This is a genomic window from Streptomyces sp. Tu6071 (genome assembly GCF_000213055.1).
GTDB classification, from domain to species: Bacteria; Actinomycetota; Actinomycetes; order Streptomycetales; family Streptomycetaceae; genus Streptomyces; species Streptomyces evansiae.
In genome coordinates, this window is sequence record NZ_CM001165.1 from 2537301 (window position 1) to 2564282 (window position 26982).

Annotated in this window: 23 protein-coding genes; 7 read left to right on the top strand and 16 right to left on the bottom strand. The window is 71.6% G+C overall.

Annotation, left to right across the window (positions count from 1 at the left end):
• Positions 1 to 5: 5 nt before the first annotated feature.
• From STTU_RS10290 to STTU_RS10335, 10 genes are all read right to left on the bottom strand, one after another.
• Positions 6 to 1019 (bottom strand): ABC transporter permease, encoded by a 1014-nt coding sequence (locus STTU_RS10290; protein WP_043254747.1) that lies wholly within the window; start codon positions 1017 to 1019, stop codon positions 6 to 8.
• Complete coding sequence (locus STTU_RS10295) at positions 1012 to 1935, bottom strand: ABC transporter permease (RefSeq protein WP_009068515.1); 924 nt, start codon at positions 1933 to 1935, stop codon at positions 1012 to 1014. The genes STTU_RS10290 and STTU_RS10295 overlap by 8 nt, the downstream gene beginning before the upstream one ends.
• A 115-nt stretch (positions 1936 to 2050) precedes the next feature.
• Positions 2051 to 3691: a peptide ABC transporter substrate-binding protein gene (locus STTU_RS10300; protein ID WP_007822449.1), complete on the bottom strand. Its 1641-nt coding sequence runs from the start codon at positions 3689 to 3691 to the stop codon at positions 2051 to 2053.
• Positions 3692 to 3981: 290 nt separating this feature from the next.
• Positions 3982 to 5127: an ABC transporter ATP-binding protein gene (locus STTU_RS10305; RefSeq protein WP_043254750.1), complete on the bottom strand. Its 1146-nt coding sequence runs from the start codon at positions 5125 to 5127 to the stop codon at positions 3982 to 3984.
• Positions 5120 to 6181 carry an ABC transporter ATP-binding protein gene (locus tag STTU_RS10310; protein WP_007822453.1) on the bottom strand — a complete coding sequence of 354 codons (1062 nt, stop codon included), beginning with the start codon at positions 6179 to 6181 and terminating at the stop codon, positions 5120 to 5122. The genes STTU_RS10305 and STTU_RS10310 overlap by 8 nt, the downstream gene beginning before the upstream one ends.
• A gap of 11 nt (positions 6182 to 6192) precedes the next feature.
• Positions 6193 to 7161, bottom strand: a complete 969-nt coding sequence (locus tag STTU_RS10315) for an ABC transporter permease (protein ID WP_043254751.1) — start codon at positions 7159 to 7161, stop codon at positions 6193 to 6195.
• The gene (locus STTU_RS10320) at positions 7154 to 8083 is read right to left on the bottom strand and encodes an ABC transporter permease (protein ID WP_007822457.1); all 930 of its coding nucleotides are present in this window, start codon (positions 8081 to 8083) and stop codon (positions 7154 to 7156) included. Before STTU_RS10320 ends, STTU_RS10315 begins: the two co-directional genes overlap by 8 nt.
• Before the next feature lie 145 nt (positions 8084 to 8228).
• Positions 8229 to 9866 (bottom strand): peptide ABC transporter substrate-binding protein, encoded by a 1638-nt coding sequence (locus STTU_RS10325; RefSeq protein WP_007822458.1) that lies wholly within the window; start codon positions 9864 to 9866, stop codon positions 8229 to 8231.
• A gap of 729 nt (positions 9867 to 10595) precedes the next feature.
• Positions 10596 to 12470, bottom strand: coding sequence for a translational GTPase TypA (gene typA, locus STTU_RS10330; RefSeq protein ID WP_007822460.1), 1875 nt, complete (start codon positions 12468 to 12470; stop codon positions 10596 to 10598).
• 155 nt (positions 12471 to 12625) lie between these two features.
• Complete coding sequence (locus STTU_RS10335; protein WP_007822467.1) at positions 12626 to 15049, bottom strand: ABC transporter family substrate-binding protein; 2424 nt, start codon at positions 15047 to 15049, stop codon at positions 12626 to 12628.
• Between the two features lie 172 nt (positions 15050 to 15221).
• Between STTU_RS10335 and STTU_RS10340 the strand changes: the two genes are divergently transcribed.
• Positions 15222 to 15836, top strand: coding sequence for a dihydrofolate reductase family protein (locus STTU_RS10340; protein ID WP_007822470.1), 615 nt, complete (start codon positions 15222 to 15224; stop codon positions 15834 to 15836).
• Positions 15837 to 15937: 101 nt separating this feature from the next.
• On the opposite strand, the gene STTU_RS10345 is transcribed toward STTU_RS10340, so the two are convergent.
• Positions 15938 to 16492 carry an isochorismatase family protein gene (locus STTU_RS10345; RefSeq protein ID WP_007822472.1) on the bottom strand — a complete coding sequence of 185 codons (555 nt, stop codon included), beginning with the start codon at positions 16490 to 16492 and terminating at the stop codon, positions 15938 to 15940.
• Between the two features lie 148 nt (positions 16493 to 16640).
• Positions 16641 to 17123 (bottom strand): MarR family winged helix-turn-helix transcriptional regulator, encoded by a 483-nt coding sequence (locus STTU_RS10350; RefSeq protein WP_007822474.1) that lies wholly within the window; start codon positions 17121 to 17123, stop codon positions 16641 to 16643.
• 129 nt (positions 17124 to 17252) lie between these two features.
• Between STTU_RS10350 and STTU_RS10355 the strand changes: the two genes are divergently transcribed.
• Complete coding sequence (locus STTU_RS10355; protein ID WP_202531998.1) at positions 17253 to 18407, top strand: LacI family DNA-binding transcriptional regulator; 1155 nt, start codon at positions 17253 to 17255, stop codon at positions 18405 to 18407.
• A 113-nt stretch (positions 18408 to 18520) separates the two neighbouring features.
• Here the strand turns inward: STTU_RS10355 and STTU_RS10360 are convergent, their stop codons facing one another.
• Positions 18521 to 19501, bottom strand: coding sequence for an SDR family NAD(P)-dependent oxidoreductase (locus STTU_RS10360; RefSeq protein ID WP_007822478.1), 981 nt, complete (start codon positions 19499 to 19501; stop codon positions 18521 to 18523).
• A 172-nt stretch (positions 19502 to 19673) separates the two neighbouring features.
• Between STTU_RS10360 and STTU_RS10365 the strand changes: the two genes are divergently transcribed.
• Positions 19674 to 20189 (top strand): TetR/AcrR family transcriptional regulator, encoded by a 516-nt coding sequence (locus STTU_RS10365; protein ID WP_007822480.1) that lies wholly within the window; start codon positions 19674 to 19676, stop codon positions 20187 to 20189.
• Between the two features lie 83 nt (positions 20190 to 20272).
• On the opposite strand, the gene STTU_RS10370 is transcribed toward STTU_RS10365, so the two are convergent.
• Positions 20273 to 21076 (bottom strand): AraC family transcriptional regulator, encoded by an 804-nt coding sequence (locus tag STTU_RS10370; protein ID WP_007822482.1) that lies wholly within the window; start codon positions 21074 to 21076, stop codon positions 20273 to 20275.
• 62 nt (positions 21077 to 21138) lie between these two features.
• On the opposite strand from STTU_RS10370, the gene STTU_RS10375 reads away from it, so the two are divergent.
• Together STTU_RS10375 and STTU_RS10380 are read left to right on the top strand one after the other, a co-directional pair.
• On the top strand, positions 21139 to 21570 hold the full coding sequence (locus STTU_RS10375; protein ID WP_007822484.1) for a DUF2000 domain-containing protein: 432 nt from the start codon (positions 21139 to 21141) through the stop codon (positions 21568 to 21570).
• A gap of 301 nt (positions 21571 to 21871) precedes the next feature.
• Positions 21872 to 22690, top strand: a complete 819-nt coding sequence (locus STTU_RS10380; RefSeq protein ID WP_052862348.1) for a GNAT family N-acetyltransferase — start codon at positions 21872 to 21874, stop codon at positions 22688 to 22690.
• Positions 22691 to 23269: 579 nt separating this feature from the next.
• Here STTU_RS10380 and aroQ read toward each other — a convergent pair.
• Positions 23270 to 23863 (bottom strand): gamma subclass chorismate mutase AroQ, encoded by a 594-nt coding sequence (gene aroQ / locus STTU_RS10385; RefSeq protein WP_043254756.1) that lies wholly within the window; start codon positions 23861 to 23863, stop codon positions 23270 to 23272.
• A gap of 912 nt (positions 23864 to 24775) precedes the next feature.
• Between aroQ and STTU_RS10390 the strand changes: the two genes are divergently transcribed.
• Together STTU_RS10390 and STTU_RS10395 are read left to right on the top strand one after the other, a co-directional pair.
• The gene (locus STTU_RS10390; RefSeq protein WP_007822492.1) at positions 24776 to 25141 is read left to right on the top strand and encodes an ATP-binding protein; all 366 of its coding nucleotides are present in this window, start codon (positions 24776 to 24778) and stop codon (positions 25139 to 25141) included.
• 48 nt (positions 25142 to 25189) lie between these two features.
• On the top strand, positions 25190 to 25378 hold the full coding sequence (locus STTU_RS10395; protein ID WP_007822497.1) for a hypothetical protein: 189 nt from the start codon (positions 25190 to 25192) through the stop codon (positions 25376 to 25378).
• Positions 25379 to 25758: 380 nt separating this feature from the next.
• Here the strand turns inward: STTU_RS10395 and STTU_RS10400 are convergent, their stop codons facing one another.
• Complete coding sequence (locus STTU_RS10400; protein ID WP_007822498.1) at positions 25759 to 26784, bottom strand: acetylxylan esterase; 1026 nt, start codon at positions 26782 to 26784, stop codon at positions 25759 to 25761.
• Positions 26785 to 26982: the final 198 nt, after the last annotated feature.

Consider the following 26982-nt stretch of genomic DNA (forward strand, 5'->3'; position numbering starts at 1 on the left):
GCTCCTCAGCGCAGCTTGGGGTCGAGGGCGTCGCGCACCGCGTCGCCGAGCATGATGAAGGCGAGCACGGTGATCGCCAGGGCCCCGGAGGGCCACAGGAGCATGTGCGGGGCGTTGCGCACGTTCCCCGAGGCGTCCGAGATGTCGATGCCCCAGGAGACCGTGGGGGGCCGCAGCCCGACGCCGAGGAAGGACAGGGTGGCTTCGAGCGCCACGTACGTGCCGAGTGCGATCGTCGCGACGACGATGACGGGCGCGACGGCGTTCGGCGCGATGTGGCGCAGCAGCATCCGGGTGTTGGAGGCGCCGAGGGCGCGCGCGGCCTCCACGTAGTCGTTCTGCTTCGTCGTGATGACCGAGCCGCGGGCGATGCGGGCGATCTGCGGCCAGCCGAGGAGCACGATGAAGCCGACGACGGGCCAGACCGTGTTCGAGGTGACGACGGAGAGCAGGACGAGGCCGCCGAGGACGACGGGGATCGCGAAGAAGATGTCGGTGAGGCGGGACAGGATCGAGTCCCAGAAGCCGCCGAAGAACCCGGCGAGCCCGCCGAGGATCGAGCCGAGGATCGCGACGCCGAGGGTCGCGCAGACGCCGACGGTCACCGAGGCGCGGGCGCCGTGGACGGTGCGGGTGTAGACGTCGCAGCCCTGGTTGGTGAAGCCGAAGGGGTGCCCGGAGCGGGCGCCCTTCTGGGCGTCGGAGAGGTCGCACTTGAGCGGGTTGCCGGAGGCGATCAGGGACGGCCAGATCGAGATCACGACCAGGAAGAGGATGATCAGCGCGGAGATGATGAAGACCGGGTTGCGGCGCAGGTCGCGCCAGGCGTCGGACCACAGGCTGCGGGGCTTCTCGCGCGGGTCGCCGCCCTCGGGCTCCTCGCCGACCAGGCTGCCGCCCTCACCGGTCGCGAGGGCCGTCGCGCCGCCCTGGCCGATGGCGCCGACGGCCTCGTCGGCGGGTGGGAGGTGGTTCTCCGGCTCCGGCTCGGACTCCGGAGTGGGCTCGGGCTCACGCATAGCGAATCCTCGGGTCGAGAACGGCGTAGAGAAGGTCGACGAGGAGGTTGGCGATCAGGAAGACGAGGACGAGTACGGTCACGAAGCCGACCACCGTCTGCGTGTTCTGCCGCAGGATGCCCTGGTAGAGCTGGTAGCCGACGCCGTGGATGTTGAAGATGCGTTCGGTGACGATCGCGCCGCCCATGAGGGCGCCGATGTCGGTGCCGATGAACGTGACGACGGGGATGAGCGAGTTGCGCAGCAGGTGCCGCAGGATGACGCGGTGGCGCGGCAGGCCCTTCGCGATGGCGGTGCGGACGTAGTCGGCGCGGCGGTTCTCGGCGATCGAGGTCCTCGTCAGCCGGGTGACGTAGGCGAGCGAGACCGAGGCGAGGACGAGTCCGGGCAGGATCAGTTCGTCGAAGGGGGCCTCGGCGGACACGGCCGGTTTGATCCAGCCCCACTTCACGCCGAGGAGCAGTTGCAGCAGCAGGCCGGTGACGAAGGTCGGCACCGAGATCACGACGAGGGTGAGGATGAGGACGCCGGTGTCGTCGGGCTTGCCGCGGCGCAGGCCGGTGAGGACGCCGAGGCTGATGCCGATGACGATCTCGAAGATGATCGCGATGATCGTGAGCCGGATCGTGACCGGGAAGGCGTCGCCCATCAGGTCGAGGACGGACTCGCCGTTGAAGGCGGTGCCGAAGTCCCCGGTGAAGAGGTTGCCCATGTAGGTGAGGTATTGCTGCCACACCGGCTTGTCGAGGCCGAGGTCGTGACGGAGCTGGCTCGCGGTGGCCGGGTCGCACTGGCGGTCACCGCACAGGCCCGCGATGGGGTCGCCCATCACGTTCACCATCAGGAAGATCAGCAGCGTGGCGCCGATGAAGACCGGGATCATCTGGAGCAGACGCCGGATCACATAACGTCCCATGGACAGCTCCGGGGTTGGGGGCGCGGGCCCTGGCGGGTGGGGCGGGAGGACGGGGAAACGCCGATGCCCGGCGCACGGGGAGTGCACCGGGGCTCTCGGCCGGGGCGGTGCGCCGTCAGCTGACCTTGATCTCGTTGTAGACGGGGACGCTGAAGGGGTTCAGGGCCACGTTCGAGAGGCGGTCGGAGTAGCCGGCGTTGCCGTTCTGGTACCAGAGCGGGATCGCGGCCATGTCGTCGCGCACGACCTTCTCGGCGTCCTGGAAGGTCGTCACGGCCTTCTTGGTGTCCGTCTCGGCGTTTGCCTTGTTGACGAGGCTGTCGAACTTCTTCGAGCTGTACTTGCCGTCGTTGGACGAGGCGTCGGTGAAGTACAGCGGCTGGAGGAAGTTCTGGATGAGCGGGTAGTCCATCTGCCAGCCGGCGCGGAAGGGGCCGGGCATCTTGTGCTGGCCGATCTTGTTGCGGAAGTCCGCGAAGGTGCCGGTCGGGTCGCCGACGCACGCCTTGTCGTTGTCCAGGGCGTTGTTGATGTTGTTGCAGACCGCGTCGACCCACTCCTTGTGGGAGCCGGTGTCGGCGTTGTAGCCGATCTTGACCTGGCCGTTGGGGATGCCGCCCGCACCCTCGATGAGCTTCTTCGCCTCGTCCGGCTTGTAGTCGCACGCCTCGCCGCACAGCCCCGGCTTGTACCCGCCGTCCTCGCCGAGCACCGGCGAGGTCCAGTCGGTGGCGGGGGTGCGGGTCTTCTGGAAGATCGTCTCGGTGATCTGCTTGCGGTTGATCGCCATCGACAGGCCCTTGCGCAGGTCCGCGCTCTTGGGACCGTTCCACGCCTTGTCGTAGAAGGGGAAGGCGAGGGTCTGGATGATCCCGGCCGGCTGGTTGATGTACCGGTTGCCGAGGTCGTTCTTGACGTTCCGGAGCTGGTTGGCCGGGATGTCGTCGGCGAGGTCGAGGTTCCCGGCGGTCAGGTCGGTGTAGGCGGTGTTGACGTCGGTGTAGACCTTGAGGTCGACGCCGTTGTTCCGCGCCTTGTCGCTGCCGGGATAGCCGTCCCACTTGCGGAGCTGCATCTGCGAGCCGCGCTTGTAGGAGTTGATCGTGTAGGGGCCGTTGCCGACGGGCTTCTTGAGCCACTGCGCGTGGTTGTCGAAGAAGGACCGGGGCAGCGGGGCGAAGGCCGCGTAACCGAGGGTCTCGGGCCAGGTGGAGAACTTCTGGTTGAGCTTGACGGTGAAGGTGCGGTCCCCGGTGACCTTGAGCCCGGAGAGCGTCTGCGCGCTCGCCTGCCCGGACGAGGGGTGCACCTTGTCGTAACCGTCGATCTGGCCGAAGAAGTAGGCGTTCTTCTGGTTGTTCTTCAGGTCCGCGCCGTAGTTCCAGGCGTCCACGAAGGACTTGGCGGTGACCTTCTCGCCGTTCGAGAACTTCCAGCCGCTCTTGACGGTGATGTCGAAGGTCTGGGAGTCCTTGGTGTCGATCTTCTCGGCCAGCATGTCCTCGGCCTTGCCGGTCTTCGGGTTGTACCGCTTGAGACCCCGGAAGACCAGGTCGAGGACCTTGCCGCCCTGCACCTCGTTGGTGTTCGCCGGCTCCAGGGGGTTCTGCGGGTCGCCCCACGAGGCACGCACGATGCCACCGCCGCCACCGCCGCCACCACCGCCGCCGCTGTCGCCACCGCCGCCGCAGCCCGTCGCGGCCAGCGCGACGACGACCGCCCCCGCGACCCATTTCGCGTGCGTGGCTCCTCGCATCGGTGCCTCCTCGTGAGCGTCATATCGCACTTAGTGCCTCATACCATCGCATAAGGTACAAGTGCGCACGGCGAGCTGAGCCGGGCGAGTCACCCGGAGAGGGCGGGGAGGCCGCGGGAGGCGCGCGGCCGGGACGGCGAGGGCACGGGCAGGCGGGGACGGCCCGGGGGCGGCCCGGGTCCCGCTGGGGTGCGGCCCGGGTACGGCCCGGGTCCGCTCGGCACGGCCCGGGTACGGCGGAGGCCCCGTCACCTCGCGGTGACGGGGCCTCCGGGGCCGGACGGAACGCCTCAGGCGGCGTTCACGATGTCCTTCTCCTCGGCGAAGTGGCACGCCGACTCGTGCGCGGCCGGGATGTCCTTCGTACGGAAGACCTCCGGCACCGCGAGGAGGGGGGTCTCCTGCGCGCACTTGTCCTGCGCCTTCCAGCAGCGGGTGCGGAAGGAGCAGCCCGACGGCGGGTTCGCCGGCGAGGGCACGTCACCCGTGAGGATGATGCGCTCGCGGTGGTCGCGCGCCTCCGGGTCGGGGACCGGGACGGCGGAGAGCAACGCCTGCGTGTAGGGGTGCGTGGGGTGCTCGTAGATCTGCTCGTCGGTGCCGATCTCGGCCATCTTGCCGAGGTACATGACCCCGACCCGGTCCGAGATGTGGCGGACGATCGACAGGTCGTGCGCGATGAAGATGTAGGACAGGTTGAACTCGTCCTGCAGTCGCTCCATCAGGTTGATGACCTGCGCCTGCACCGAGACGTCGAGCGCGGAGACCGGCTCGTCGCAGATGATCACCTCGGGGTTGAGCGCGAGGCCGCGGGCGATGCCGATGCGCTGGCGCTGACCGCCCGAGAACTGGTGCGGGTAGCGGCTGATGTACTCCGGGTTGAGCCCGACGACGTCGAGGAGGTCCCGCACGCGCTTGCGGCGGTCCCCCTTCGGCGCGACCTCCGGGTGGATGTCGAAGGGCTCGCCGATGATGTCGCCGACCGTCATGCGCGGGTTCAGCGAGGTGTACGGGTCCTGGAACACCATCTGGATGTTGCGGCGGACGGCCTTCAGGGCGCGCCCGGACAGCTTGGTGATGTCCTGGCCCTTGTAGAAGACCTCGCCCGCGGTCGCCGTCTCCAGCGTCATGAGCAGCTTCGCGACGGTGGACTTGCCACAGCCGGACTCGCCCACGATGCCGAGCGTCTCGCCCTGGTAGAGGTCGAAGGAGACCCCGTCCACGGCCTTGACCGCGCCGATCTGGCGCTTGAAGACGATGCCCTGCGTGAGCGGGAAGTGCTTCTTCAGGTTGCGCACCTGGAGGATCGGCTCCCCGCGCCCGACGTTCGCGTCGATCGCCGCGACGGCCTCGTCCTCGGTGGTGGCCTTCACCGTCTCCACGGCGGAGACGTTGGGGGCGGCGTCAGCCTTCTTCTGCTCCGGCTTCTCAGCCATTGACCGTCTCCTTCCAGAAGTGGCAGGCGCTGCGGCGGCCCGCGAGCGGCTCGCCGTCGGGGCCGAGGACGTCCACCAGCGGCGGGCGGTCGGTGCGGCAGATGTCCTGCGCCATGGTGCAGCGCGGGTTGAAGGCGCAACCCTGCGGGATGTTCAGCAGGTTGGGCGGCAGGCCCTTGATCGCGAAGAGTTCCTGACCCTTCATGTCCAGGCGCGGGATCGACTGGAGCAGCCCCTTGGTGTAGGGGTGGGCCGGCTTCCGGTAGATGTCGTGCACGGGCGCGGTCTCGACGATGCGGCCCGCGTACATGACGGCGATCTTGTCCGCGACGTCGGCGACCACGCCGAGGTCGTGGGTGATGAGGATGAGCCCCATGTTGTACTCGCGCTGCAGCTCCGCGAGCAGGTCCATGACCTGGGCCTGCACCGTCACGTCGAGCGCCGTGGTGGGCTCGTCGGCGATGACGAGGTCGGGCTCCAGGCACAGCGCCATCGCGATCATGATGCGCTGGCGCATACCGCCGGAGAACTGGTGCGGGTAGTCGTTGACCCGCTCCCTGGCCGCCGGGATCTTGACCTTGTCCATCATCTCGATGGCCTTGGCCTTGGCGTCCTTGCGGGACAGCCCCTGGTGCACCCGGAACATCTCGCCGAGCTGGTAGCCCACGGTGAGAACGGGGTTGAGCGAGGAGAGCGCGTCCTGGAAGATCATCGCGATCTTCTGGCCGCGGATCTGCCGGGCCTCCTCGCGGGACATCTTGAGCATGTCCTTGCCGCGGAAGAGGATCTCGCCCTGCGGGATCGTGGCGGGGGGCATGTCGAGGATGCCCATGATCGCCTGGGCGGTGACGGACTTGCCGGAGCCGGACTCGCCGAGGACGGCGAGGGTCTCGCCGGGGCCGACGGTGTAGTTGACACCGTTGACCGCCCTGACCACACCCTCGCGGGTGCGGAACTCGACGTGCAGGTCGCGCACGTCCAGGAGCGGGCCGCCCTCGGCGCCGGGTTCGCGCGGGGAGGGGACGGTGTCCGGAGTGGAATCGATGATGGTCACGAGCGTCTCCCTCAGCGGAGCTTCGGGTCGAGGGCGTTGCGGACGGCTTCGCCGAGCATGATGAAGGCGAAAACGGTGAGCGTCAGCATGATCGAGGGGTACAGCAGCACGTGCTGGGCCACCCGGATCTGGGCGAGGCCGTCGGAGATGTCGGCACCCCAGGAGACGGCCGGGGCGGAGAGCCCGAGGCCGAGGTAGGAGAGCGTGGCCTCCGCGCCGATGTACGTGCCGAGCGCGATGGTCGCGACGACGATCACCGGGGCCATGGCGTTCGGCAGGATGTGCCGGAGCATGATCCGCGAGGTGCTCGCGCCGAGGGCCTTCGCGGCCTGGACGTAGTCGGACTGCTTGACGGTGAGCACCGAGCCGCGCATGACGCGGGTGATCTGCGTCCAGCCGAGGATGCCGAGCGCGGCGGCGACGAGCCACCACTTGCGGTCGGTGAAGGCGTTCATGACCAGCATGGCGCCGAGCAGGAACGGGATGCCGAAGAAGATGTCGGTGACCCGGGACAGGATCGCGTCGAGCCAGCCGCCGAAGTAACCGGCGACCATGCCGACGAAGCTGCCGAGCAGCGTCACGATGATCGTCGCGCCGAAGCCCACGAGGACCGAGTTGCGGGTGCCGTGGACGAGACGGGAGTACACCGAGCGGCCCTGCTGGTCGTAGCCCAGCCAGTCGGCCTGGAAGACGTGCCCGAGCTTCGGCTTGCTCAGGTAGTGGTTCTGGAGGTCCGTCGCCGTCGGGTCGGTGCCGGTGAAGAGGCCGGGGAACGCCGACATGACGATGAGCAGCAGGATGATCAGCGCCGAGATGATGAACATCGGCCGGCGGCGCAGGTCCACCCACGCGTCGCCCCACAGGCTGCGGTTCTTGTCCGCGGCGGCCTTCTCGACCACGGCGGTGTCGGCCGTGGGGACCGGCTCGCCGAGGGTGTGCTTCGCGGCTTCGTCGGCCGCTTCCTTGGTGATGTCAGGCATAGCGAATCCTCGGGTCCAGGACCGCGTAGAGCAGGTCGACGAGCAGGCTGCACAGCAGGTAGACGAGGACGAGGATCGTCACGAGTCCGACCAGCGTGGTGCCCTCACGGCGCACGAGGGATTCGTAGATCGTCCCGCCGACGCCCTTGATGTTGAAGGCGCCCTCGGTCACGATCGCGCCGCCCATCAGGGCGCCGAGGTCGGTGCCGAGGAAGGTGACGACGGGGATCAGCGAGTTGCGCATGAGGTGCACACCGATGACACGACGGCGGGGCAGGCCCTTGGCGACGGCGGTGCGCATGTAGTCGGCGCGGCGGTTCTCGACGAGCGTGCCCCGGGTCAGGCGGGCGACATAGGCCAGTGAGGCTGTCGCCAGCACCGCCGCGGGCGCGAGCATCTGCCCCAAGTTGTTGCTGTCGTTGACATTGGGTGGCAGATCCGCCGGGAACAGGATCGCGGCCTTGATGAGGAACGCGAGCACGAAGACCGGGATGGCGATGAAGAGCAGCGTCAGGACCAGGATCGCCTGGTCCAGGAACTTGCCCGCGAACATGCCGGAGATGACGCCGAGGGCGATGCCGAAGACGATCTCCAGGACGAGTGCGAAGACAGCGAGCCTGATGGTCACCGGGAAGGCGTCACCGAGGATGTCGGTCACCGGACGTCCGCTCGCGATCTGCGTGCCGAAGTCGAAGTGGGCAACCATGTTCCACATGTAGTTGCCGTACTGCACGAATATGTTGCGGTCGAGACCGTATTCGTGCCGGAGCGAGGCGAGCTGCGCTCCAGAGGGGGTTTTGTCCCCGAAGAGACCTCTTACGGGGTCGCCAGGTAGGGCGTAGACCGCGATAAAGATCAGCAGAGTGGTCCCGATGAACACCGGGATCATCTGGAGCAGGCGTCGTATGACGTAGCGCCCCATCGTGCCTCCATGTAGTCACAGCTGACAGCCAACGGGCCCTCCCCCGACGTCCGGTGCGTCCGTCGGAAAAGGGCCCCCAGCTGCGGCTATGCGCCCGGCCGGCGGTGTTCACACCGGCCGGGCGCAACGAGCCTGGATTCTTTTGTTACTTCTTGACCTGGATCTGCGTCAGGATCGGGTCACCGGTCTGCGAGTAGTCCACGTTCTGGACCTTCGGCGAGTAGCCGGCGTTGACCTTGTAGTACCAGAGCGGGATGCCGGGCATGAACTCGACGAGCTTCTTCTCGACCTCCTGGTACTCCTTGACGGAGTCCTCAAGGGTCTTGGCGGCGTCGGCCTTCGCGATCAGCGCGTCGACCTCCTTGTTGGAGAAGCCGCTCTGGTTGCCGTCCGACTTCGTGCCGTAGAGGTCACGGATGAAGTTGGCGTTCATCGGGTAGTCCAGCACCCAGCCACTGCGGTAGAAGGACTTGACCTGCTTGGCGTCACGGGCGTTCAGGTCGGCCTGGAAGTCGGCCTTCGAGTCGCCCACGCACTTGATGCCGGTCGCCTTGGTGATGGAACCGCAGACGGCCTCCACCCACTCCTTGTGGCCACCGTCGGCGTTGTACTGGATCGAGATCTTGTTGCCCGGGACGCCGCCGCCGTCCTTGATGAGCTGCTTCGCCTTGGCCGGGTCGTACTTGGTGACGTCACCGGCGACGTTCGGCTGGTAGCCGTTGACGCCCTTGGCGACGAAGCCGGTCGCGGGCTCGCGGGTGCCCTGGAGCACGGTCTTGGTGATCGTGTCGCGGTCGATCGCCATGGACAGACCCTGGATGACCTTCGGGTCGACGTCCTTGAACTGCTTGCCGTAGAAGGCGGGGACGATCGTCTGGATCGCGGAGTACGCCTTGTCCACCGCGCGGTCGCCGAGGTCCGTCTTGTAGACCGGGAGGTCCTTCGGGCCGATCTGGCGCAGCACGTCGACGTTGCCGGACTTGAGGTCCTCGTAGGCGGTGTCCAGGCTGGAGTAGTTCTTGAAGATCACCCCGCCGTTCTGCGCCTTGTCCGGGCCCTGGTAGCCGTCGAACTTGGTGACCTTGATCTGCTTCTTGTGGTCCCAGCTCGCGAACTTGTAGGGGCCGTTGCCGATCGGCTTCTCACCGGCGGCCTTCGGGTCCTTGTAGAAGGACTCGGGGAGCGGCGAGAAGACCTCGTAGCCGAGCTTGTACTCGAAGTACGGCAGGGACTTGCTCAGCTCGATCGTGAAGGTGTTGTCGTCGACGACCTTCAGGCCGGACATCTCCTCGGCCTTGGGCTTGCCCTTGGCCGGGGCGACGTCGTCGTAACCCTTGATGTCGGAGAACCAGGCGCTGTTGGTCTGCTTGTTCGCCGGCTGGGCGGCCCAGTTCCACGCCTTGACGTAGGACTCGGCGGTGACGGTGGTGCCGTCGTGGAACTTCCAGCCCGGCTTCAGCTTGACCGTGTAGGTCTTGCTGTCCTTGGTCTCCACCGACTGGGCGTTGACCATCTTGATCTGGCCCTTGGCGTCGTAGTCGACGAGCTGCGAGAACAGCGACTTGACGACGATGCTGCCGTTGGACTCCATCGTGTTCGCCGGCTGGAGCGGGTTCTGCGGCTCGCCGACCTCGACGGAGAAGATCCCCTTGGCGTTCACCGCGCCCGCGGCCGGCTTCTTGCTGCTGTCGTTGCTGTCGCCGTCGTCGCTGCCGCAGGCGGTAGCCGCCAGAGCGATGATCGCCGCGCCCGCAACCCACTTGGCGCTTGTCGCACCACGCATGGGGTTCCTCCTCATGAGTCCACTTGTCCACTGCAAAGAGAGGGGCGCACGACACATGCCGACGACGGTGCCTTCATGGAGTGCTGCGCCTCAGTGTGCTCGTGAGTCGGCGCGACAGCGCGTGACCCATTGACCCGAGCTCTACGCCGAACACTATTCGTCATTTGAACGACGACTGACCACACCCTTTTGGTCTCGGTTCGGTCACACCTGTTCCAGTCGACTCTTAAAATCCGGACAAATAGAGGCGAAGCAGATGGGTGCGAAACGGACTCGTTACACACCTATCGGTCAGGGTGTTCCGCTATTCGGACACTTTCCGAAGGAAAAGGGGTTGCGGAGAGTAGGCCCTTGAGTCGTCCCGCGTGGTGATGACCCTGCGTGGTCGACGCGCGTCAACTCCGGCCAACGGAGCGGGACTCCGGGGGTGTTGAAGCGTTGCCGCGCACCAGAGTGCCACGCGGGCGCGGCGGAGGGGAGGGCGCCTTCGGAAAATGGGCCCGACCGCCCCGTACCGCCCCCGCGCGGGGCCGGGCCGCGCCCGGCGCCGGGGCCTGCTCGCGCCCCCGCGGAAGCGAAGTCCCGCCTCGCGGGCGGCCGTTGGGACACCCGGCGCCCGACACGCCCTCAACAGGCAGCCAGGGGTGGGCTCTTCACAGGAATCCCCGTCCCGGCACGCCGAGGGCCCGGCCCCCCCGCGGGAGTGCCGGGCCCCGGTGTGGCGCGGGGTCAGTTGTGCTTGGCGCGGGAGGCCGAGCGGGCGCGCTCGCGGCCGTCGAGGACGACCTTGCGGATGCGGACCGTCTCCGGGGTGACCTCGACGCACTCGTCGTTGCGGCAGAACTCCAGGGACTGCTCCAGCGAGAGCTTGCGCGCGGGCACCACGTTCTCCGTGGTGTCGGCGGAAGCGGCACGCATGTTGGTGAGCTTCTTCTCCTTGGTGATGTTCACGTCCATGTCGTCGGCGCGCGAGTTCTCGCCGACGATCATGCCCTCGTATACCTCCGTCGTGGGCTCGGTGAAGATGACACCGCGCTCCTGGAGGTTGACCATCGCGAAGGGGGTCACGACGCCCGCGCGGTCCGCGACCAGCGAGCCGTTGTGGCGGGTGCGCAGCTCGCCGAACCAGGGCTCGTGGCCCTCGAAGAGGGAGTGCGCGATGCCGGTGCCGCGGGTCTGCGTGAGGAACTCGGTACGGAACCCGATGAGGCCGCGCGAGGGCACGATCCACTCCATGCGGACCCAGCCGGAGCCGTGGTTCGTCATGGTCTCCATGCGGCCCTTGCGGGTCGCCATGAGCTGGGTGATCGCGCCGAGGTGCTCCTCGGGGGAGTCGATCGTCATGCGCTCGATCGGCTCGTGGATCTTGCCGTTGATCTCCTTGGTGACGACCTCGGGCTTGCCGACCGTCAGCTCGAAGCCCTCGCGGCGCATCTGCTCGACCAGGATGGCGAGCGCCAGCTCACCGCGGCCCTGCACCTCCCAGGCGTCGGGACGCTCGGTGTCGAGCACCCGGAGCGAGACGTTGCCGATCAGCTCGCGGTCGAGGCGGTCCTTGACCTGGCGGGCGGTGACCTTGTGGCCCTTGCCGCCCTTGCCGACGAGTGGCGAGGTGTTGGTCCCGATGGTCATGGAGATGGCCGGCTCGTCCACCGTGATGAGCGGCAGCGCGATGGGGTTCTCGGTGTCGGCGAGGGTCTCGCCGATCATGATGTCGGGGATGCCCGCGATCGCGCAGATGTCACCGGGGCCCGCCTTCTCGGCCGGCTTGCGGGTGAGCGCCTCGGTCATGAGCAGCTCGGTGATGCGCACGTTCTGGATCGAGCCGTCGCGCTTGATCCACGCGACGGTCTGGCCCTTGCGCAGCTCGCCCTGCTCGACGCGGCACAGCGCGATGCGGCCGAGGAAGTTGTCGGCGTCGAGGTTGGTGACGTGCGCCTGGAGCGGGGCCTCGGCGTCGTACTCGGGGGCCGGGACGGTGTCCAGGATGGTCGTGAAGAACGGCTCCAGGTTGGTGGAGTCGCCGGGAACGGTGCCGTCCTCGGGCTTGGTGAGCGAGGCCACGCCGTCGCGCGCGCAGGCGTAGACGATCGGGAACTCGATCTGCTCCTCGTCCGCGTCGAGGTCGAGGAAGAGGTCGTACGTCTCGTCGATGACCTCGGAGATCCGCGAGTCGGGGCGGTCCGTCTTGTTGATGCAGAGGATGACCGGCAGCCGCGCGTCGAGCGCCTTGCGGAGCACGAAGCGGGTCTGCGGGAGGGGGCCCTCGGAGGCGTCGACCAGGAGCACCACCGCGTCCACCATCGACAGGCCGCGCTCGACCTCACCGCCGAAGTCGGCGTGGCCGGGGGTGTCGATGATGTTGATCGTGATGGGCTCCCCCCCGTCCTTGGGGTGGTACTTCACGGCCGTGTTCTTGGCCAGGATCGTGATGCCCTTCTCACGTTCCAGGTCGTTGGAGTCCATCATGCGGTCGTCCAGGTGCTCCGCCGCGTGCGCGGCGAAGGCCCCGGCCTGCTTCAGCATGGCGTCGACCAGCGTCGTCTTCCCGTGGTCGACGTGGGCGACGATGGCGACGTTACGGATGTCATGGCGCGTGGGCACTTGCGGCGATTCTCCCGAGTCGTGGATGGCTGCGCGTCCGGTGTCGTACGCGCGCCCTGCCGGGCGGAACATGCCACGGCCTCACCCCATCGTACGGGGCCCGTACCGGGTGGCGCGGTACGGGCCCCGTGGGCGGGCTCAGGAGGAGACGGGGGTCACTCCCCGACGGGGGCCGTCGTGTTCCCCGCCGGCTTCCCGACCGGCGCCTTCGTCCCCTTCGCGCCCTTCGCGCCCTTCGCGGCGAAGCCGATGTTCTCCCAGTCCGGGGTGGCGAAGCCGAAGGCCCCGGCGTTCAGGAGGTCGGAGCGCGCGGCGACGAGTTCGGGGCGCTGGTAGAGCGGGATGGAACCGGCGGCGGCCCAGATGCGGGCGTCCGCCTTCTTGACGAGCTGCCCGGCCTCCTTGGCGTCGAGGGTCCCGGCGGCCTGGTCGAGGAGCTGGTCGATGCGGTCGGTGCCGACGCGCGTGTAGTTCTGGTCGACGTTGAGCGAGCCGTCCGCCGCCGGGACGGGCTTGCCGTAGACGGGGCGCGCGTCGGTGGCGGGGAAGGCGGTGCCCGGCCAGGACCACAGCGCCATGTCGTAGTCGCCGGTCGCGATGTGGTCCTTGAAGTAGGAGGCGTCGGAGACCTTCTGCACCTGGGTGCGGATGCCGATCTTCTCGACCATGCCCGCGATCTTCTCGCCGACCTCGCGCAGTTGCGCGGAACCGGCGCCCGCGGGGACGACGAAGCGGAGCGTGAGGGGCTTGCCGTCCTTGCCGAGCACGGCGGGGACCCCGGCGGGACCGGCCTTGGGCGCGGCCTGGTCCTTCTCCTCCGCCCGCGGCGGCGCGGGGGTGCCCTTGGGGGCGTAGGCCCCGGCGGCGCCCGCGGCCTTCGCGGGCCGGGCCGCCATCGCGTACGCCTGGTGGAGGAGGACGGACTGCGGGGGCACGGGCGCGGGGGCGAGCGGGGCGGCGGCGTCCTTCGCCTTCTTCCCGGCCCCGGCCTTCTTCTCCGCCCCGGCCTTCTTCCCGGCCGTCCGCGCCTTCCCGGCGTCGGCGCCGCTCTTCTCGCTGCGGGCCTCGTCCTCGGGGGCCTTGGCGTCGGTACGGGGTGCCTTGCCGTCCGTACGTGCTCCGGTGCCCGCCTTGCCGTCCGTACGTGCTCCGGTGCCCGCCTTGCCGTCCGCGTCCGCGCCCGCCTTGCCCTGCGCGGCCTCGTCCTTCTTCGCCGCTTCGCCGGAGACCGGGGCCGGCTTGTAGCCCGCGTCGGAGAGGAGGGCCTGCGCCTCGACGGCGTCCTGCTTGCCGAGGGCGCCGCTGCTATCGGCGTAGGCGTCCTGGCCCGCGAGGGCGAGGTGGCTGCCGACCGGGTCGGCGGGCAGGCCGAGGGGCTTGAGCACGAGCTGGGCGAGGGACTTGCGGTCGAGGGCGCGGGCCACGGCGCGGCGTACGCGCTCGTCGGAGAGGGGGCCGGACTCGCCGTTGAGCGCGAGCTGCGTGTAGGCGGGTTCGAGGCTCTTGCGCAGGCGGTAGCGGCCGAGGCTGCGCTGCTGGGCCTCCTCGACGGCGCGGGCCTCGGCGAGGTCGGCGCGGTTCTGCCGGTCGAGGCGGTTGACCTGCTCGGGGGAGCCCTTCGCGAAGGCGCGGGAGTAGACGTCGGCGGCGACGGCGCCCGCGGCGTTCGGTCCGCTCTGCGGCGCGAGCGGGCCGCCGTCGCCCTTGCCGGCGCGGGCGACGCGCGCGGCCTCGTCCTGTTCGACGGGGGCGAGGTCGACGCGGCCGTCGAGCATGGCCTTGACCCGCTTCCCGGCGGGGACCGCGCGCAGGACGAGGCCGTCGAGCTTGGCGCGGTCGCCCCACCAGCGGGTGTCGCGCTCCAGCGTGAGGTCGCCGCTCTTGCGGTCCTCCTTGCCGACGCGGAAGGGGCCCGCGCTCACGGCGAGCCCGGTGCGGGCGGCGTCGTTGAAGGTCTCGGCGCTGCCCATGACCTCCTTGGGGTACAGCGGCGAGAAGAGGGCGCGCCAGTCCGCGTACGGCTTGGCGAAGGTGACCCGTACCTCCTGGGCGTTCGCGCCGCGCTCGACCTTCGCGATGCGGTCGTAGCCGGCGTTGCGCGCCGTCCAGTACTTGCTGTCGGAACCGCGCAGGGCCTGCCACTGGGCGGCGAAGTCGTCGGCGCCGATGTCGCGGCCGTTGTTCCAGGCGGCCTTGGGGTCGAGGTGGTAGACGACGACCTGCCGGGGCTCGGTGGTCTCGACCTTCGCGTCGCGCAGGTACGCGGCGGAGCGGGCGGGGCGGCCCTGCCGGTCGAGGTGGAACATCGAGGGCAGCGTGGCCGAGGCGACGCGCGCGGTCGTGGTGTCGGCGTCCGCCTGGAAGGTGTTGAGGGTGCTGGGGAGCCGGTCGACGGCCCAGTGCAGGGTGCCGCCCTCGGCGACGCGGTCCCGTGCGGCCTGGTGGACGTCGGGCGCGACGACGCGCCCCGCGTGCGTGCCGCCGCCGTCGCCGGAGCAGGAGGCGAGGGCGGGCACGGCGAGCACGCCTGCCACAAGGAACACGGCGGAACGCAGTCTCGGGCCGCTGTACGACGACATCGTGCTGGTACCTCCGTGGCGTGACGCCTTGTCCGACTGTCTGCTTACTGTCCGATCACATCTATTGCCCTTCACGCGGGGTGCGCTGAGCAGCGCACCCGGTTGGCCCACGGAAGTCCCCCGGGGGAAGCAGTGGGGGGAGAGGCGGGCGCGGGGCGGGTACGTGTCCCCCATGACCCGCATCGTCGCCGATATCTCCGTGTCCCTCGACGGCTTCGTCACCGGCCCCGGTCCGGGGCCCCGCAACGGCCTCGGCGACGGCGGCGAGGCGCTGCACACCTGGGCGTTCTCGGACGATCCCGAGGACCGGCGGGTGCTCGGCGAGGGGATGGCGCGCTCCGGGGCCGTCCTGCTGGGGCGGCGGCTCTTCGACATCGTCGACGGACCCGAGGGGTGGGACGACGAGGTGGGGTACGGGGCCGGGCAGGTCGGTCGGCCCGCTTTCCTCGTCGTGACGGGCGCGGAGCCCCGGTCCGTGCGGCTCGGGGCGCTCGACTGGACCTTCGTCACGACTGGCCTGCCCGACGCCGTCGCCGCCGCGCGCGCCCGCGCGGAGGCGGCCTCCGCCGCCGCGGGGCGGGAACTGGACGTCGTCCTGATGGGCGGTGCCGCGCTGATCCGCTCCGCCTTCGCGGCGGGGCTCGTGGACGTCCTCTCGCTGCACCTCTCCCCCGTGCTGCTCGGCGCGGGCACGCCGCTCTTCACCGGCGGCACGGCGCGCTCGCTCGTGCAGCGGGACGTGCGCGTGACGTCCACGGCGACACACCTCACGTACGACGTGCTGTGAGCGGGTGGGGTGTGGATACGCCCGGGGCGGCCACCGTTTCCGGCGACCGCCCCCGGGGGGACTCGTAGTGCTCGGCCTCGTGGTGCTCGGCCTCGTGGTGCTCAGCCGAGGAGCTTGGTGATCTCCTCGGCCGTGCCCGTCTCGCCGAGGCGCGGGAAGACGCGCTCGACGCTGTTGGCGTGCGCCTCGGCGCTCATGTCGGACACGGCGTCCGTCACGACGGTGACGTGGTAGCCGTACTCCTGCGCGAAGCGCGCCGTGGACTCGACGCCGATGCTCGTCGCGATGCCGGTGAGCACGACCTGCGTGATGCCCCGGCGGCGGAGCTGCGAGTCGAGGTCGGTGCCGTAGAAGGCGCCCCACGTCCGCTTCGTGACGCGGATGTCGGAGTCCTGCGCGTCCAGCTCCGCGACGAGGTCCGCCCAGTCGGCCGGGGGCTGCCCGCCGCGCGCCGGGGCCTCGTTGCGGCCGGGGGCGCCGCCCGTCACGTTGACGAGCACGACGGGCAGGCCCTTGGCGCGGAAGGCGGCGGCCAGTGCGGCGGAACGCGCGATGACGTCCTGCGCCGGGACGGGCGCGACGGGCATCCCGGCGATGCCCTTCTGGAGGTCGACGACGATCAGCGCGGTGCGGGGGTCGAGGGTCGTGGCGGTCATGGGTGGTGCTCCTTCGTATCGGGGGGTGAGGTGTCCGCTCAGGCGCGGGGGCGCGGGGAGCGGTCCAGGAGGGCGGCGCCCTTCGTGGCGTCCCTGGCGGCGGTGGCGTCCGTGACGGCGGTGGCGTCCGTGGCGGCGGTGCGGCCGGTCACCCTTCGACCACCTTGCCGAGGAGGGTCACGGCCTCGGCGACGAGGGCGCGTTCCTCCGGGGACAGCTGGGTGTCGAGGGCGTGGGTGAGCCACGTGCGTTTGGCGGCGCGGACCTCGGCGAGGACGGTCCGGCCGCGCTCGGCGACCGAGACGACGGACTGGCGGCCGTCCCCGGGGTCCGGCGCGCGGGCGACGAGGCCCTGCTCGTGCAGGTAGCCGAGCGTGGCGCGCATCGACTGGGGGCGTACGTGCTCGGCGCGGGCGAGCGCCGCCGTGGTCATCGGGCCCTCGCGGTCGAGACGGGAGAGCGCGGAGCGCTGGGTGGGGCTGAGCAGGCTGCGGGCGGACTGCGTCCGCAGGCGCCGCATGAGCAGCCCGGCCACCGAGGTCAGCTCGTCGGCGAGTCGCGCGCTGTCCGGGTGCGGTGCGCCGGGGGCGGGCCGCTCGGGCGGTGCGGTGGGCTCGGTCATGACGGCCACCGTACGAGTTCGGCAGGGAAACTTGCAAACTTACTTGTCGATCGCGAGGCAGGGAAAGGGTACGTGCGAGGGGGGTGAGCGCTCACTCACCTCTGGATACCCTTGCTCTCGCCCGTCACGAAACCTAGGATGAATGCGCTTTCATTCGGTGTGGACAGAACAGGCGATGGTGCTGCTGTGAGCGACACTCCCACGGTCTACGACGTGGCGGAGCAGTCGGGCGTGTCCATCGCCACCGTCTCCCGCGTCTACCGCAGTCCGGATTCCGTACGTCCCGCGACGCGCGAGAAGGTGCTCGCGGCGGCCCGCGCCCTCGGCTACGTGCCGAGCGGCAGCGCGCGCGGACTCGCGAGCCGCACCACCGGCATCATCGGCCTGTGCTTCCCCGACTACGCCGACCCGGACGCGGACTCCGGAGCAGGTGAGGGCGACGAGGAGGCGGGCACCCTCTACTCGGACCAGATCATCAGGGGCATGGAGCGCGCGGCCCGCCGCCACGGGTACGCGCTGCTCATCGCCGCCTCGCTGGCGGGCGGACCGGAGAGCCTGGTGGCGAAGGTCGCGGGGCGCGTGGACGGGTTCGCCGTGCTCGCGCGGACGGTGCCGACCGAGGACCTGGAGGTCATCTCGCGGCGCGTGCCCGTCGTGATGCTCGCGGGCCCGCGCGAGATAGACCACATGGACCACATCGAGGTCGCGAACCGCGACGGCGAGTACCAGCTCACGCGCCACCTCCTCGCGGACCACGGCCTGCGCCGCCTCGCCTTCATCGGCAGCGCCGACGAGTCGCCCGACGTGGGCGCCCGCTTCGAGGGCTACCGCGACGCGCTGCGCGAGGCGCGCCTGCCCGTACCCGAGGCACCGGACCTGCGCGCCCCGCTGATGACCCGCGCCGAGGGCTCCCGCGCGACACGCGCCCTCCTCGACCGCCCGGGACCGCGCCCCGAGGCGCTCGTCTTCGCGAACGACCAGATGGCGGTCGGCGCCCTGCACACGCTGGAGGAGGCGGGGGTACGGGTCCCGGAGGACGTCGCCGTGACCGGCTTCGACGGCATCCCGCTGAGCCGTGTCGTGCGCCCCCCGCTCACCACGGTCCGCCAGCCGATGCGCCGCATGGGCGAGGAGGCGGCCGAACTCCTCATCCAGCGCGTCACGGAGCCCCAGCGCACCCCGCCGGTCTCCCGGGTCCTGCCCGTCGAGGTGACCCGCCGGGGAAGCTGCGGCTGCGGCGAGCCTTCCGGGGGCGGCGCTTCCGGAGCGGCGCTTCCGGGCGCTGAAGGCTGAGGCGGCGGTACGGGGGCGACCGCCTTCGGCCGTACCCCCGCGCACACCTTGCCCGCACCTTCACGCGCGCCTTCGGCCGCTCCCCCGCGCACGCCCTGGACCGTCCGGCGGCCTCAGGCAAGCGGCGCGCTCGTCAGCGCGGCCGAGACCGTCCACAGGCGCTCGGCGAGCGCCGGGTCGAGCGCCCACTCCTTGACGCCGTGCGGGTGCTCGGCGAGGGCCGCGTCGTCCGGCACGGTGTACGCCTCCTGGCAGTCGTCGAGGTAGCGGCCCCCCGCCTGGGCGAGGGCGGGGAGGACGGCGGCGACCATCGTCGTCGCCGCGCCCTGGCCCACCGTCTTGTACGTGAAGACCCCCGCGGCCTCCGCCGCGTCGAGCGAGCGCCGCTGCCGCTGCGTGAAGTGCCGTTGCAGCCCGGTGGCGACGCCTCCCGGGTTGACGGTGTTGGCGACGATCCCGTCCCGCGCCCAGCGGCGCGTCGCCGCCACGGCGAAGAGCGAGTTGGCCGTCTTCGACCGCGCGTAGGCGAGCTGCGGGTCGTAGGGGCCGCGCGTGTGGTGGAGGTCGTCGAAATCGACCCCGGCCCGCATGTGGGCCGTCGAGCTGACCGCGACGACGCGGGCACCGCCGCGCTCGGCCGCTCCCCGGGCCAGCGCACCGTGCAGGCCCGTGGCCAGCGCGAAGTGCCCGAGGTGGTTGGTCGCGAACTGCCACTCCCAGCCCTCGCGGGTGCGGGAGAGGCCGCCCGTGACCACGCCCGCGTTGTTGATGAGGAGGTGGAGCGGTCCGCGCCACGCCGCGAGGAAGCGCGCGACCGAGGCCCGGTCGGCGAGGTCGAGCGGCGCGACGTCGGGGCGGGTTCGCCCGGTGGAGCGGGCGATCTCCCCGGCGACGGCGCTCCCCGCGTCCGCGTCGCGCACCGCGAGTGTGACGCGCGCCCCGGCGGCGGTGAGGGCACGGGCCGTCTCGGCCCCGATGCCGGAGGAAGCGCCGGTGACGAGCGCGCGGACGCCGCCGAGGTCGTGCCCGCGCAGCACGTCGTCCGCCGTGCTGGCGGCGGTGAAGGAGGTCACGAGCCGTGGGTGCTGAGCCATGCCCCCGAACTTTACACATGAGACTTGGTTTGTATAGCGCGTCTTGCTCTCGTAGGCTTCTCGCATGAGCCGCGAGACCGAACCCCGTAGCGAGGCGGGCCCCCGGGAGAAGCCGGGCCCCCGGGACGAGCCAGGTGCCAGGGCCGATCCCGGTCCCGGTCGGCGGGGTGCCGTGCTGGACGCCGCGATGACCACGTTCGCGCGGTTCGGGTACCGGAAGACGTCGATGGCGGAGGTGGCCCGCGCGGCGGACATCTCGCGGCCGGGCCTCTACTTCCTCTTCTCCTCGAAGGAACTCCTGTTCCGCGCGGCGGTCGAACAGCTCCTGGAGCGCGATCTCGCGGCGGTGGAACGGGTCCTCTCCGATACCCGGCGCCCCCTCGCCGAGCGCCTCGCCACCGCCTTCGACCAGTGGGCGGGCCGCTACACGGAGCCGCCGGCACGTGACATCCCGCAGGTCGTCGAGGCACATCCGGGCCTGCTCGGGGAGTGCGCGGAGCGGGCGCCGCGCCGCTTCGAGGAACTGGTCACGGCGGCACTGGCCGAGGGGCCGGACGCGGACGGACAGGACCCGGTGGGCATCGCGCGCACCCTGATCAGCACGTCGGTCGGCCTCAAGCACCAAGCCCCGTCGCACGCGTTCTACACCGAACGCCTCGCCCTCGCGATCCGGCTCCTGGTCCGCTGACCACGGACGGGCACGCCCCGGCCGACCGCTTCGGCACGGCGGCCCCGGCCGACCGCCTTGGCGCGCCTCTCCGCTCCGCCTCCTCACCCCTCCGTGGCGCGGCGCTCCCGCGCAAACCGCCCCGGGGTCGTGCCCAGGAAGCGGCGGAAGTGGCGGCTCAGGTGGGGCTGGTCGTAGAAGCCGGACTCCGTGGCGGCACGGGCCGCCGGGACGCCTTCCAGGAGGAGGCGGCGGGCACGGTCCAGGCGGCGGGCGGTCACGTACTGGTGCGGTGCGATGCCGAAGGCGCGCGTGAAGGCGCGGACGAGGTGGGTCTCGTCGGCGTGCAGGAGGCGGGCCGCCTCGGCGAGGCCCAGGGACGCGGGGAGGCGGGCGTCGAGCAGATCGCGCAGGTCGCGCGGCAACGACCGTGCGGGAGTGGGCTGTTCGGGCGTCGCGCGCAGGTGGCGGCGCAGCCGGTCCACGACCAGGGCCAGCCTGCTCTCCGCCTCCAACTCCTCGCCCGGGTGGGCCAGTACGGAGTGCAGGCGCCCCACGCGGTCGCGGAGGAGGGGATCGGCGAGGTCAGGGGTGTCGGCGGCCGGGCCGGTCAAGTCCGTGCCCAGGCGGGTGAGATCGAGGTACAGGACGCGTTTGCGGAAGCCGCCGGGGCTCGCCGCCGAGCCGTTGTGCGGGACGTACGGGGGCAGCAGCGAGACGGTGTCCCGCGGGGTGCCGTGCGGGTGCCTGCCCAGGTCGTAGCGGACCGCGCCGTCGTCCACGATGAGCAGCGTCCACGCCTCGTGGACGTGCATCGGGTACGCGTGGTCCGTGAAGCGCGCGTGCAGCACCTCCGTCACCCCGGCGACGGCGGGCCGCCACGCCGAGATCTCGTGCCGGGTCGCCATACCCCGAACGTACGCCAGGAACGTACAAGAAAGCGCCCGGCCCCCACCGCGAGGCTGGCCCCATGACCAGCACCGACGCCCCCGTCCGCTTCGACACCAAGATCGCCGTCCTGCTCCGCGACGACCTCGCCCCCTGGCAGCGGCTCAACGTGACCGCGTTCCTCGTCAGCGGCCTCGGCACCGAGGTCCCCGAGGTGATCGGCGAGCCGTACGCGGACGCCGACAGCACCCCGTACCTGCCGATGTTCCGGCAGCCCGTCCTCGTCCTCGAAGGCTCCGCCGCGCTGCTCACGACGGCCCACTCCCGCGCCCTCGCGCGCGCCCTGCCCCGCGCCGTCTTCACCGCCGACCTCTTCGCGACGGGCCACGACGCGGCCAACCGCGCCGCCGTCCGCGCGGTCCCCGGCGCGGCCCTCGACCTCGTGGGGCTCGCGGTGTACGGCCCGAGGAACGCGGTGGACAAGACCTTGAAGGGGGCGCGGATGCACCCGTAAAGCGGTTGAATCGCGGCCTCGCGCGTGTCAGAGTGAACCGCTTTCGCGTGCGGGGGCGAGCAGTTCGCCCCCGCGCACCGCATCGCGGCGAGCAGCGCCCGGTGTCTCCGCAGTCGATGTCCCGAGGGAATGAAGTCCATGAGCACGGCGTCCGTCAGCGACCGCCGCGCGCACTGAGGAAGGCTCCGCGCCTTCCGGCGGTGGTCCCACGTTCCGGCCTCCCACGGCCGTGCCTTGTCCTGCCCGCACGCGATTCCCGCGTGTCCGGGCGACCGTGCGACTCCCTCAAGGATTTCCCCAGATGACTTTCGTGGACCCCTCCACGTCCCCCGACGTCCCCTCCCCCGGGCTGCTCGTGCAGTCCGCGACCGCCGAGCAACTGCGGCGCAGGCCACGGGTGGTGGAGACGCCGGGCTTCGTCGCCGGATTCCAGGCCGACGACCCGAACCCGTATCTCAACTACGCGACCCCGCTGCCCGGCGCCGAGCCCTCCACCGCCGACGTCGCCGCCCTCGTGGAAGCCTTCCGTACAAGGGAGTTGATGCCCCGGCTCGAATTCGTCCCGGCGGCGGCGCCGGCCGTCGCGCCCGCGCTCCTCGCCGCCGGTTTCACCGTGGAGGCCGAGCACGACTTCCTGGTGTGCACACCGGAGACGTACACCCCGGCCGAGAACCGCCTCGTCACCCAATCCCCCGCCGATGACGAGGAGTTCGCCGCTCTCGATGCCGCGCTGAGCGCGTCCTTCGGCGGCCCGGGGACCGCGAGTCCCGAGGGGGTCGCGCGGTTGCGGCGGACGAGCGAGGGCGGGGGCGCGGTGCGGTACGTACGGGCCGCTGACGGGAGTTGCGCGGGCGGGGCGAGTTGCACGGCGCCCGCGCTCGGCACCGCCGAGCTGAGCGGGGTCGGCACGCGCCCCACGCACCGCCGCCGGGGCGTCGCCGCCGCCGTCGTCTCCGCGCTCACGGCCGACATGTTCGCGCGCGGCGCCGCCTCCGTCTGGCTGGAGTTCTCGGGAGACGACTCCCGCCGCGTCTACGAACGCCTGGGCTACCGCCCCCTGGGCACCCGCCTCTACCTCCGCCTCGCTCCGGAGGACGGACCGGCGGGCGACAGGGGCTGAGGACCGGGGACGGAGGTGACGCCCACGGACCACGGCGACGCTCCTCGCCGCGCACCGGGCTCCTCGCAGCGCGTGTGGGCCGGAACGCCTCGCGCGCGGCGGGGGCCCGGGGGGTCCGCCTGTCCGGGGCGGGAATCCGTGGGGGTCACCGCCGTCCGGGGGGCGCACGGGGGCGGGTGCGACGCGGGCGCCGTGCCGCGCGCCGGAAAGCCGCGCGGGCGTGGCACGCCATCCGGCGCGACACCTCGCGCCGCCCCCTCGTGGCTGATCCGGCGACAAGGACGGCGACCATATCGGCGCCGCGCACCGTGATGCTCCGACGCCGGGCCGGGGGGACTGGGCGCACCCCTGGCCCCGGTGCGCATACGGCGCCACGTCTCCCCCGGGGGCACAGGGCCTGCGGCGGTGGGGCGCGGAGCACTCCGGCACGAGGACACCTCGTGTCGGCGGACGGGCGGTCCCCGTGGCCTCGCGCGGGGCCCGGTCACGGATGTGCTCGGCCGCCGAGGGGCGTGTGCGGGATGCCCGGATGTCGTGGTCGGCCACGGCGTTCGGGCGCCGGCCCTGTCGCAGCCGGTCTCAGTCGCCGTCGTGTGCGAGTGCTCCGGGGCCGGTTGCGGGTGCGGGCAGTGCGGCAGCTCCGCCGGTCACGCAGACGGACGAGGACGCCGTCTCCAGGGCCCGGCGGTGGAGCGCGTCCAGCCCGCGGGGGCCCGAGGGGGCCGAGACGGCCCCGGTGGCGAGGAGCAGCTCGGCCTCGCATCCTCCGGGGAGGCTCCGCAGAAGCCGTGTCGCGCTGAGCTCCTGGAGGAGCCGTGTGGTCAGGCGGTCGAGCCGCGCGCGGAGCGCGGAGAGGTCCGGACGCGTCGCAGGAGTCCGCTCGGGGTGCGCCGTCCAGTACCGGAAGAGCCCTCGCTGCACCACCTTGCTCGCGGCGATCTGATCCCGGAAGAAGGCCACGGTCGCGTCCGGTTCCAGGCCGTGGGCCCCGGCCTTCTCCCGCACGTCGTCCAGCAGGTCTTCTTCCCGGACGCGGTCCTCGATCGGCGCGCCGGTGCCGAACTTCGACGCCGCCACCCGGTCCCCGGCCGAGAGCCGTTCCACGAGAAGCCCGGCCAGGGGACCGAGCGGAAGCGCGGCGGCTGTCGCGGCACTCCCGGCCGGGACCACCACCGGATCACTGCCCGCAGCATGCGCCTGGGGCGCTCCGAGCGTGAGGGCCACGGCCAGGGCCGAGCCGGAGAACAGATGATGACGGATTGCCGTACCGCGCTTCAGTGCTTCCCCCTGGTCGTGCCCCTGCACTCTTCCCCGGCCGGTGTGCGACCGCTCCCGGACGACCGGTGGCCCGTGCGGAACGCACCCCGCCGCCTGGCGGGAGGTCGCCGACCACCGCCGCGAAGCCGGGCACCACATACTCACCCCCCGCGCCGCTCCTGACGGCCGCGCGCCCTCTTTTCCCGGGCTGGGGACGCCCAGAAACACCCGCGAGGGTGACACGGACGAATCCGCGAGGGTGACACGGACGAATCCGGGCGGACGACCCGCCGCGGGCGGGCCGCGGCGGGAGCCCGGCCTGAGCATCCGCGACCCGCTCCGTCCTCCGGCGGTCGCCACCCCCCGCGACCACGCCGGATCAAGCACCTGTCCCCGGCAAGCGCACCCGGGTCGTCCACGGCACCCTCGTCGTGCTTCGGTCCGCCTTCGCCGCAATCCGCTGCCACGCGGCCTTCGCGACAAGATCCGGGGGTGCCGACGGTGTTCCCGACGGTCGGCCCACGGCGGTCCTCGACGTCGGGCGCCGGTCCCCCGACGCGAGGCCCGCGATCCGGCGGCCCGCGAGGCCCGTGGACGCGACCTGCCCTCGCGTGCCGCGCGGGACCGGACGCCTCGCTTCCGCCCGTATGCGTCATGCGGAACCTGTCCGCGGGCGCTGCGACAGCCTCGCTCGGAGGTATCGCAGGTACCCGTCCGCCGCCCGCGTCGCCCCTCGTGCCGACGTCTGCCGCGTCAGCCCGCCGACTCCGAGGCATTCGCAGTCGCACAGGGGGTACTCTCCTGCCACCCGAGACGAGGAGCGCGCCGGTGCTTTCCCTGGACTCCACCGAACTCACCGCCGCCGACGCGCGATTCCTGGCGCAGACCTACGCGGCCACCCACTGCCCGCGCCTGGACCGCTCCGCCGTCGCCCTGGTCGTGGCCGAACTGCTCTCGAACGCCGAACGCCACACGGCCGGGACCTGGCGGCTGGCGATCAGGCACAGCACGCGCCTGCTGAGCATCGCCGTCCACGACCTCGGCCGGCTGTCCCCGATGCCAGGTTCGTCAGCACTCGACGGCACAGGGCACTTCGGCCTGCACATCATCCGCCGCCTCAGCCATCACTTCGCCGTCCACACCGATGCCACCGGCAAGACCGTCACCGCGCAATGGAACCTCGCACTCCTCTGAGTCACCACGGGCGTCCGCCTCGGCGCGGGCAAGAAGATCCGCTTCGGCGTGTGGGACCCGCTCAACAAGAGCGGCGGCTCGGGCGTACGCATCACGGGCCTTGTCATCACCCCGCCGGACGAGACGGAATCCGTGACGCCGAAGTGGCCCGGTGGGGCCTCGCTCCCGGTCACGGACGACGACGGTCGCCGGGCCGAGGTGGGGTGGAGGGGCAGCGCGGCGCAGGGCGAGGGGTGAACCGGCACACCGGCGGCGCCCGGTGATCCGGAGCGCCGCCACCCGGGTCGGCAGGACGAGGTGAGCCGTTCACGAGGGCGTTGACCGCTTCGTCGGCTCTCTGCTCTCGCCGGGTTCGGTGAGCCCCGGCCGACAGCCGCGCGGCCGACGACGGCATGGCGAACGCGGACGCGGTTCCGCGCGGCCTCCGGGACTGCCGGGGGATGCGTGAAGCGAGGCGCGCCGGCCGGTGCCGTGCACAGGTGACGGTGACGTGCCGGATGATGCCCGCGCTGATCTCCACCGTCATCCGTGCGTCCACGGTGTGCGGGGGCCCTTCGGGGGCCGTGGGCGGTGCCGGTGTCGCCGCACGAGCCGCGCACCCTTTCCGAACCGCCCCGCTAGCCCGGCATGTTGGCCGCGAAGAAGTCCGTGCGGGCCTGTGCCAGTGCCGTGCGGTCGGTCGGTTCCTCCGCGTAGGGGTGGTGGCCGGCCCGGAGCAGGAAGGGGTCACCCGCCGCCGGGAGGGCGTTGTGCACGGCGAACTGGCCCGGGGGCGGCACGGCGGGGTCGTAGAGCGCGGCGGCGACGAGGACCGGGACGCGGATCAGCGCCGCCGCGGTCGCCGCGTCGAAGTACGTGAGCACGTCGGTGACTTCGGGGTGCGCGGCGTGGTACTTCCGTACCGACTCGCCGCTCCCCACGCTCGGCAGCGTGAGCCGCAGCGGGTGGTTGCCGAAGGTCGGCACGGTGAGCTGGGCCGCGACGAAGCGCTCGTCCCACGGCAGCGCGAGCGCGCCGAGGCCGCCGCCGAGGCTCTCGCCGAGGTAGCCGAGGCGGGGTCCGGCGAGTGCGGGTAACAGCTCGACGAGCGCGCTCGCGGCGCACCACAGGTCGGCGACGCACTCGCCGAGCACGGACGTCTCACGGCTCCCGATGCCGTGCAGCACATGGGCGTCCGCGTCGGCCGGGATGCCGTCGACGAGCCCGCGCGCGGGCAGCCCGCGCACGCACGGCAGGATCGCGGCGGACTGCCCGAGCGGCAGCGGCAGATCCGGCCCGGGGCGATCCCGGCCCCCGTACCCGTGCCCGATCACGAAGCCGTGCCGCACGGGCCCCTCGGTCGGCATCGCGAACCAGCCGCCGAGCCGCACCCCGCCGAGCGAGGTGTACGTGACGGAGCGGATCACGAGCCCGTCGCGCTCGTCCTCGACGGGCCCCGGCTCGGGCTCCGTCGCGACCGCGCGCGCCCGCTCCCGCAGCCGCCCCCAGAACGCGCCGAAGTCGTCCGGCGCCGGGGGCGCGGGCACGGCGAGCAGGGCGGGCAGCTCGTAGCCGTACGTGGGATCGAAGCCGTACGGGCTCTCGCCCGGACCCCGCGAGGCCCCGCCCGGCCCCTGCGGCGGCGTGTCGTCTGCGTGCACCATGATTCCCGACCCTACGGCCTCCCACCAGGCCCAACGACTCGGTGGCCGCCCCACGGGTCACGCGCCCGCCCGCCTCGGGCGCCTCGGGCTGGGAGCGCGCCTCCTGCCGATATCCGCCCCGCCGGAGGCGCGCCTCAGGCCGGAGCGCAGCTCCCGCCGCCATCCGCCCCGCCGGAACGCGCCTCCCGCCGCCCCGCG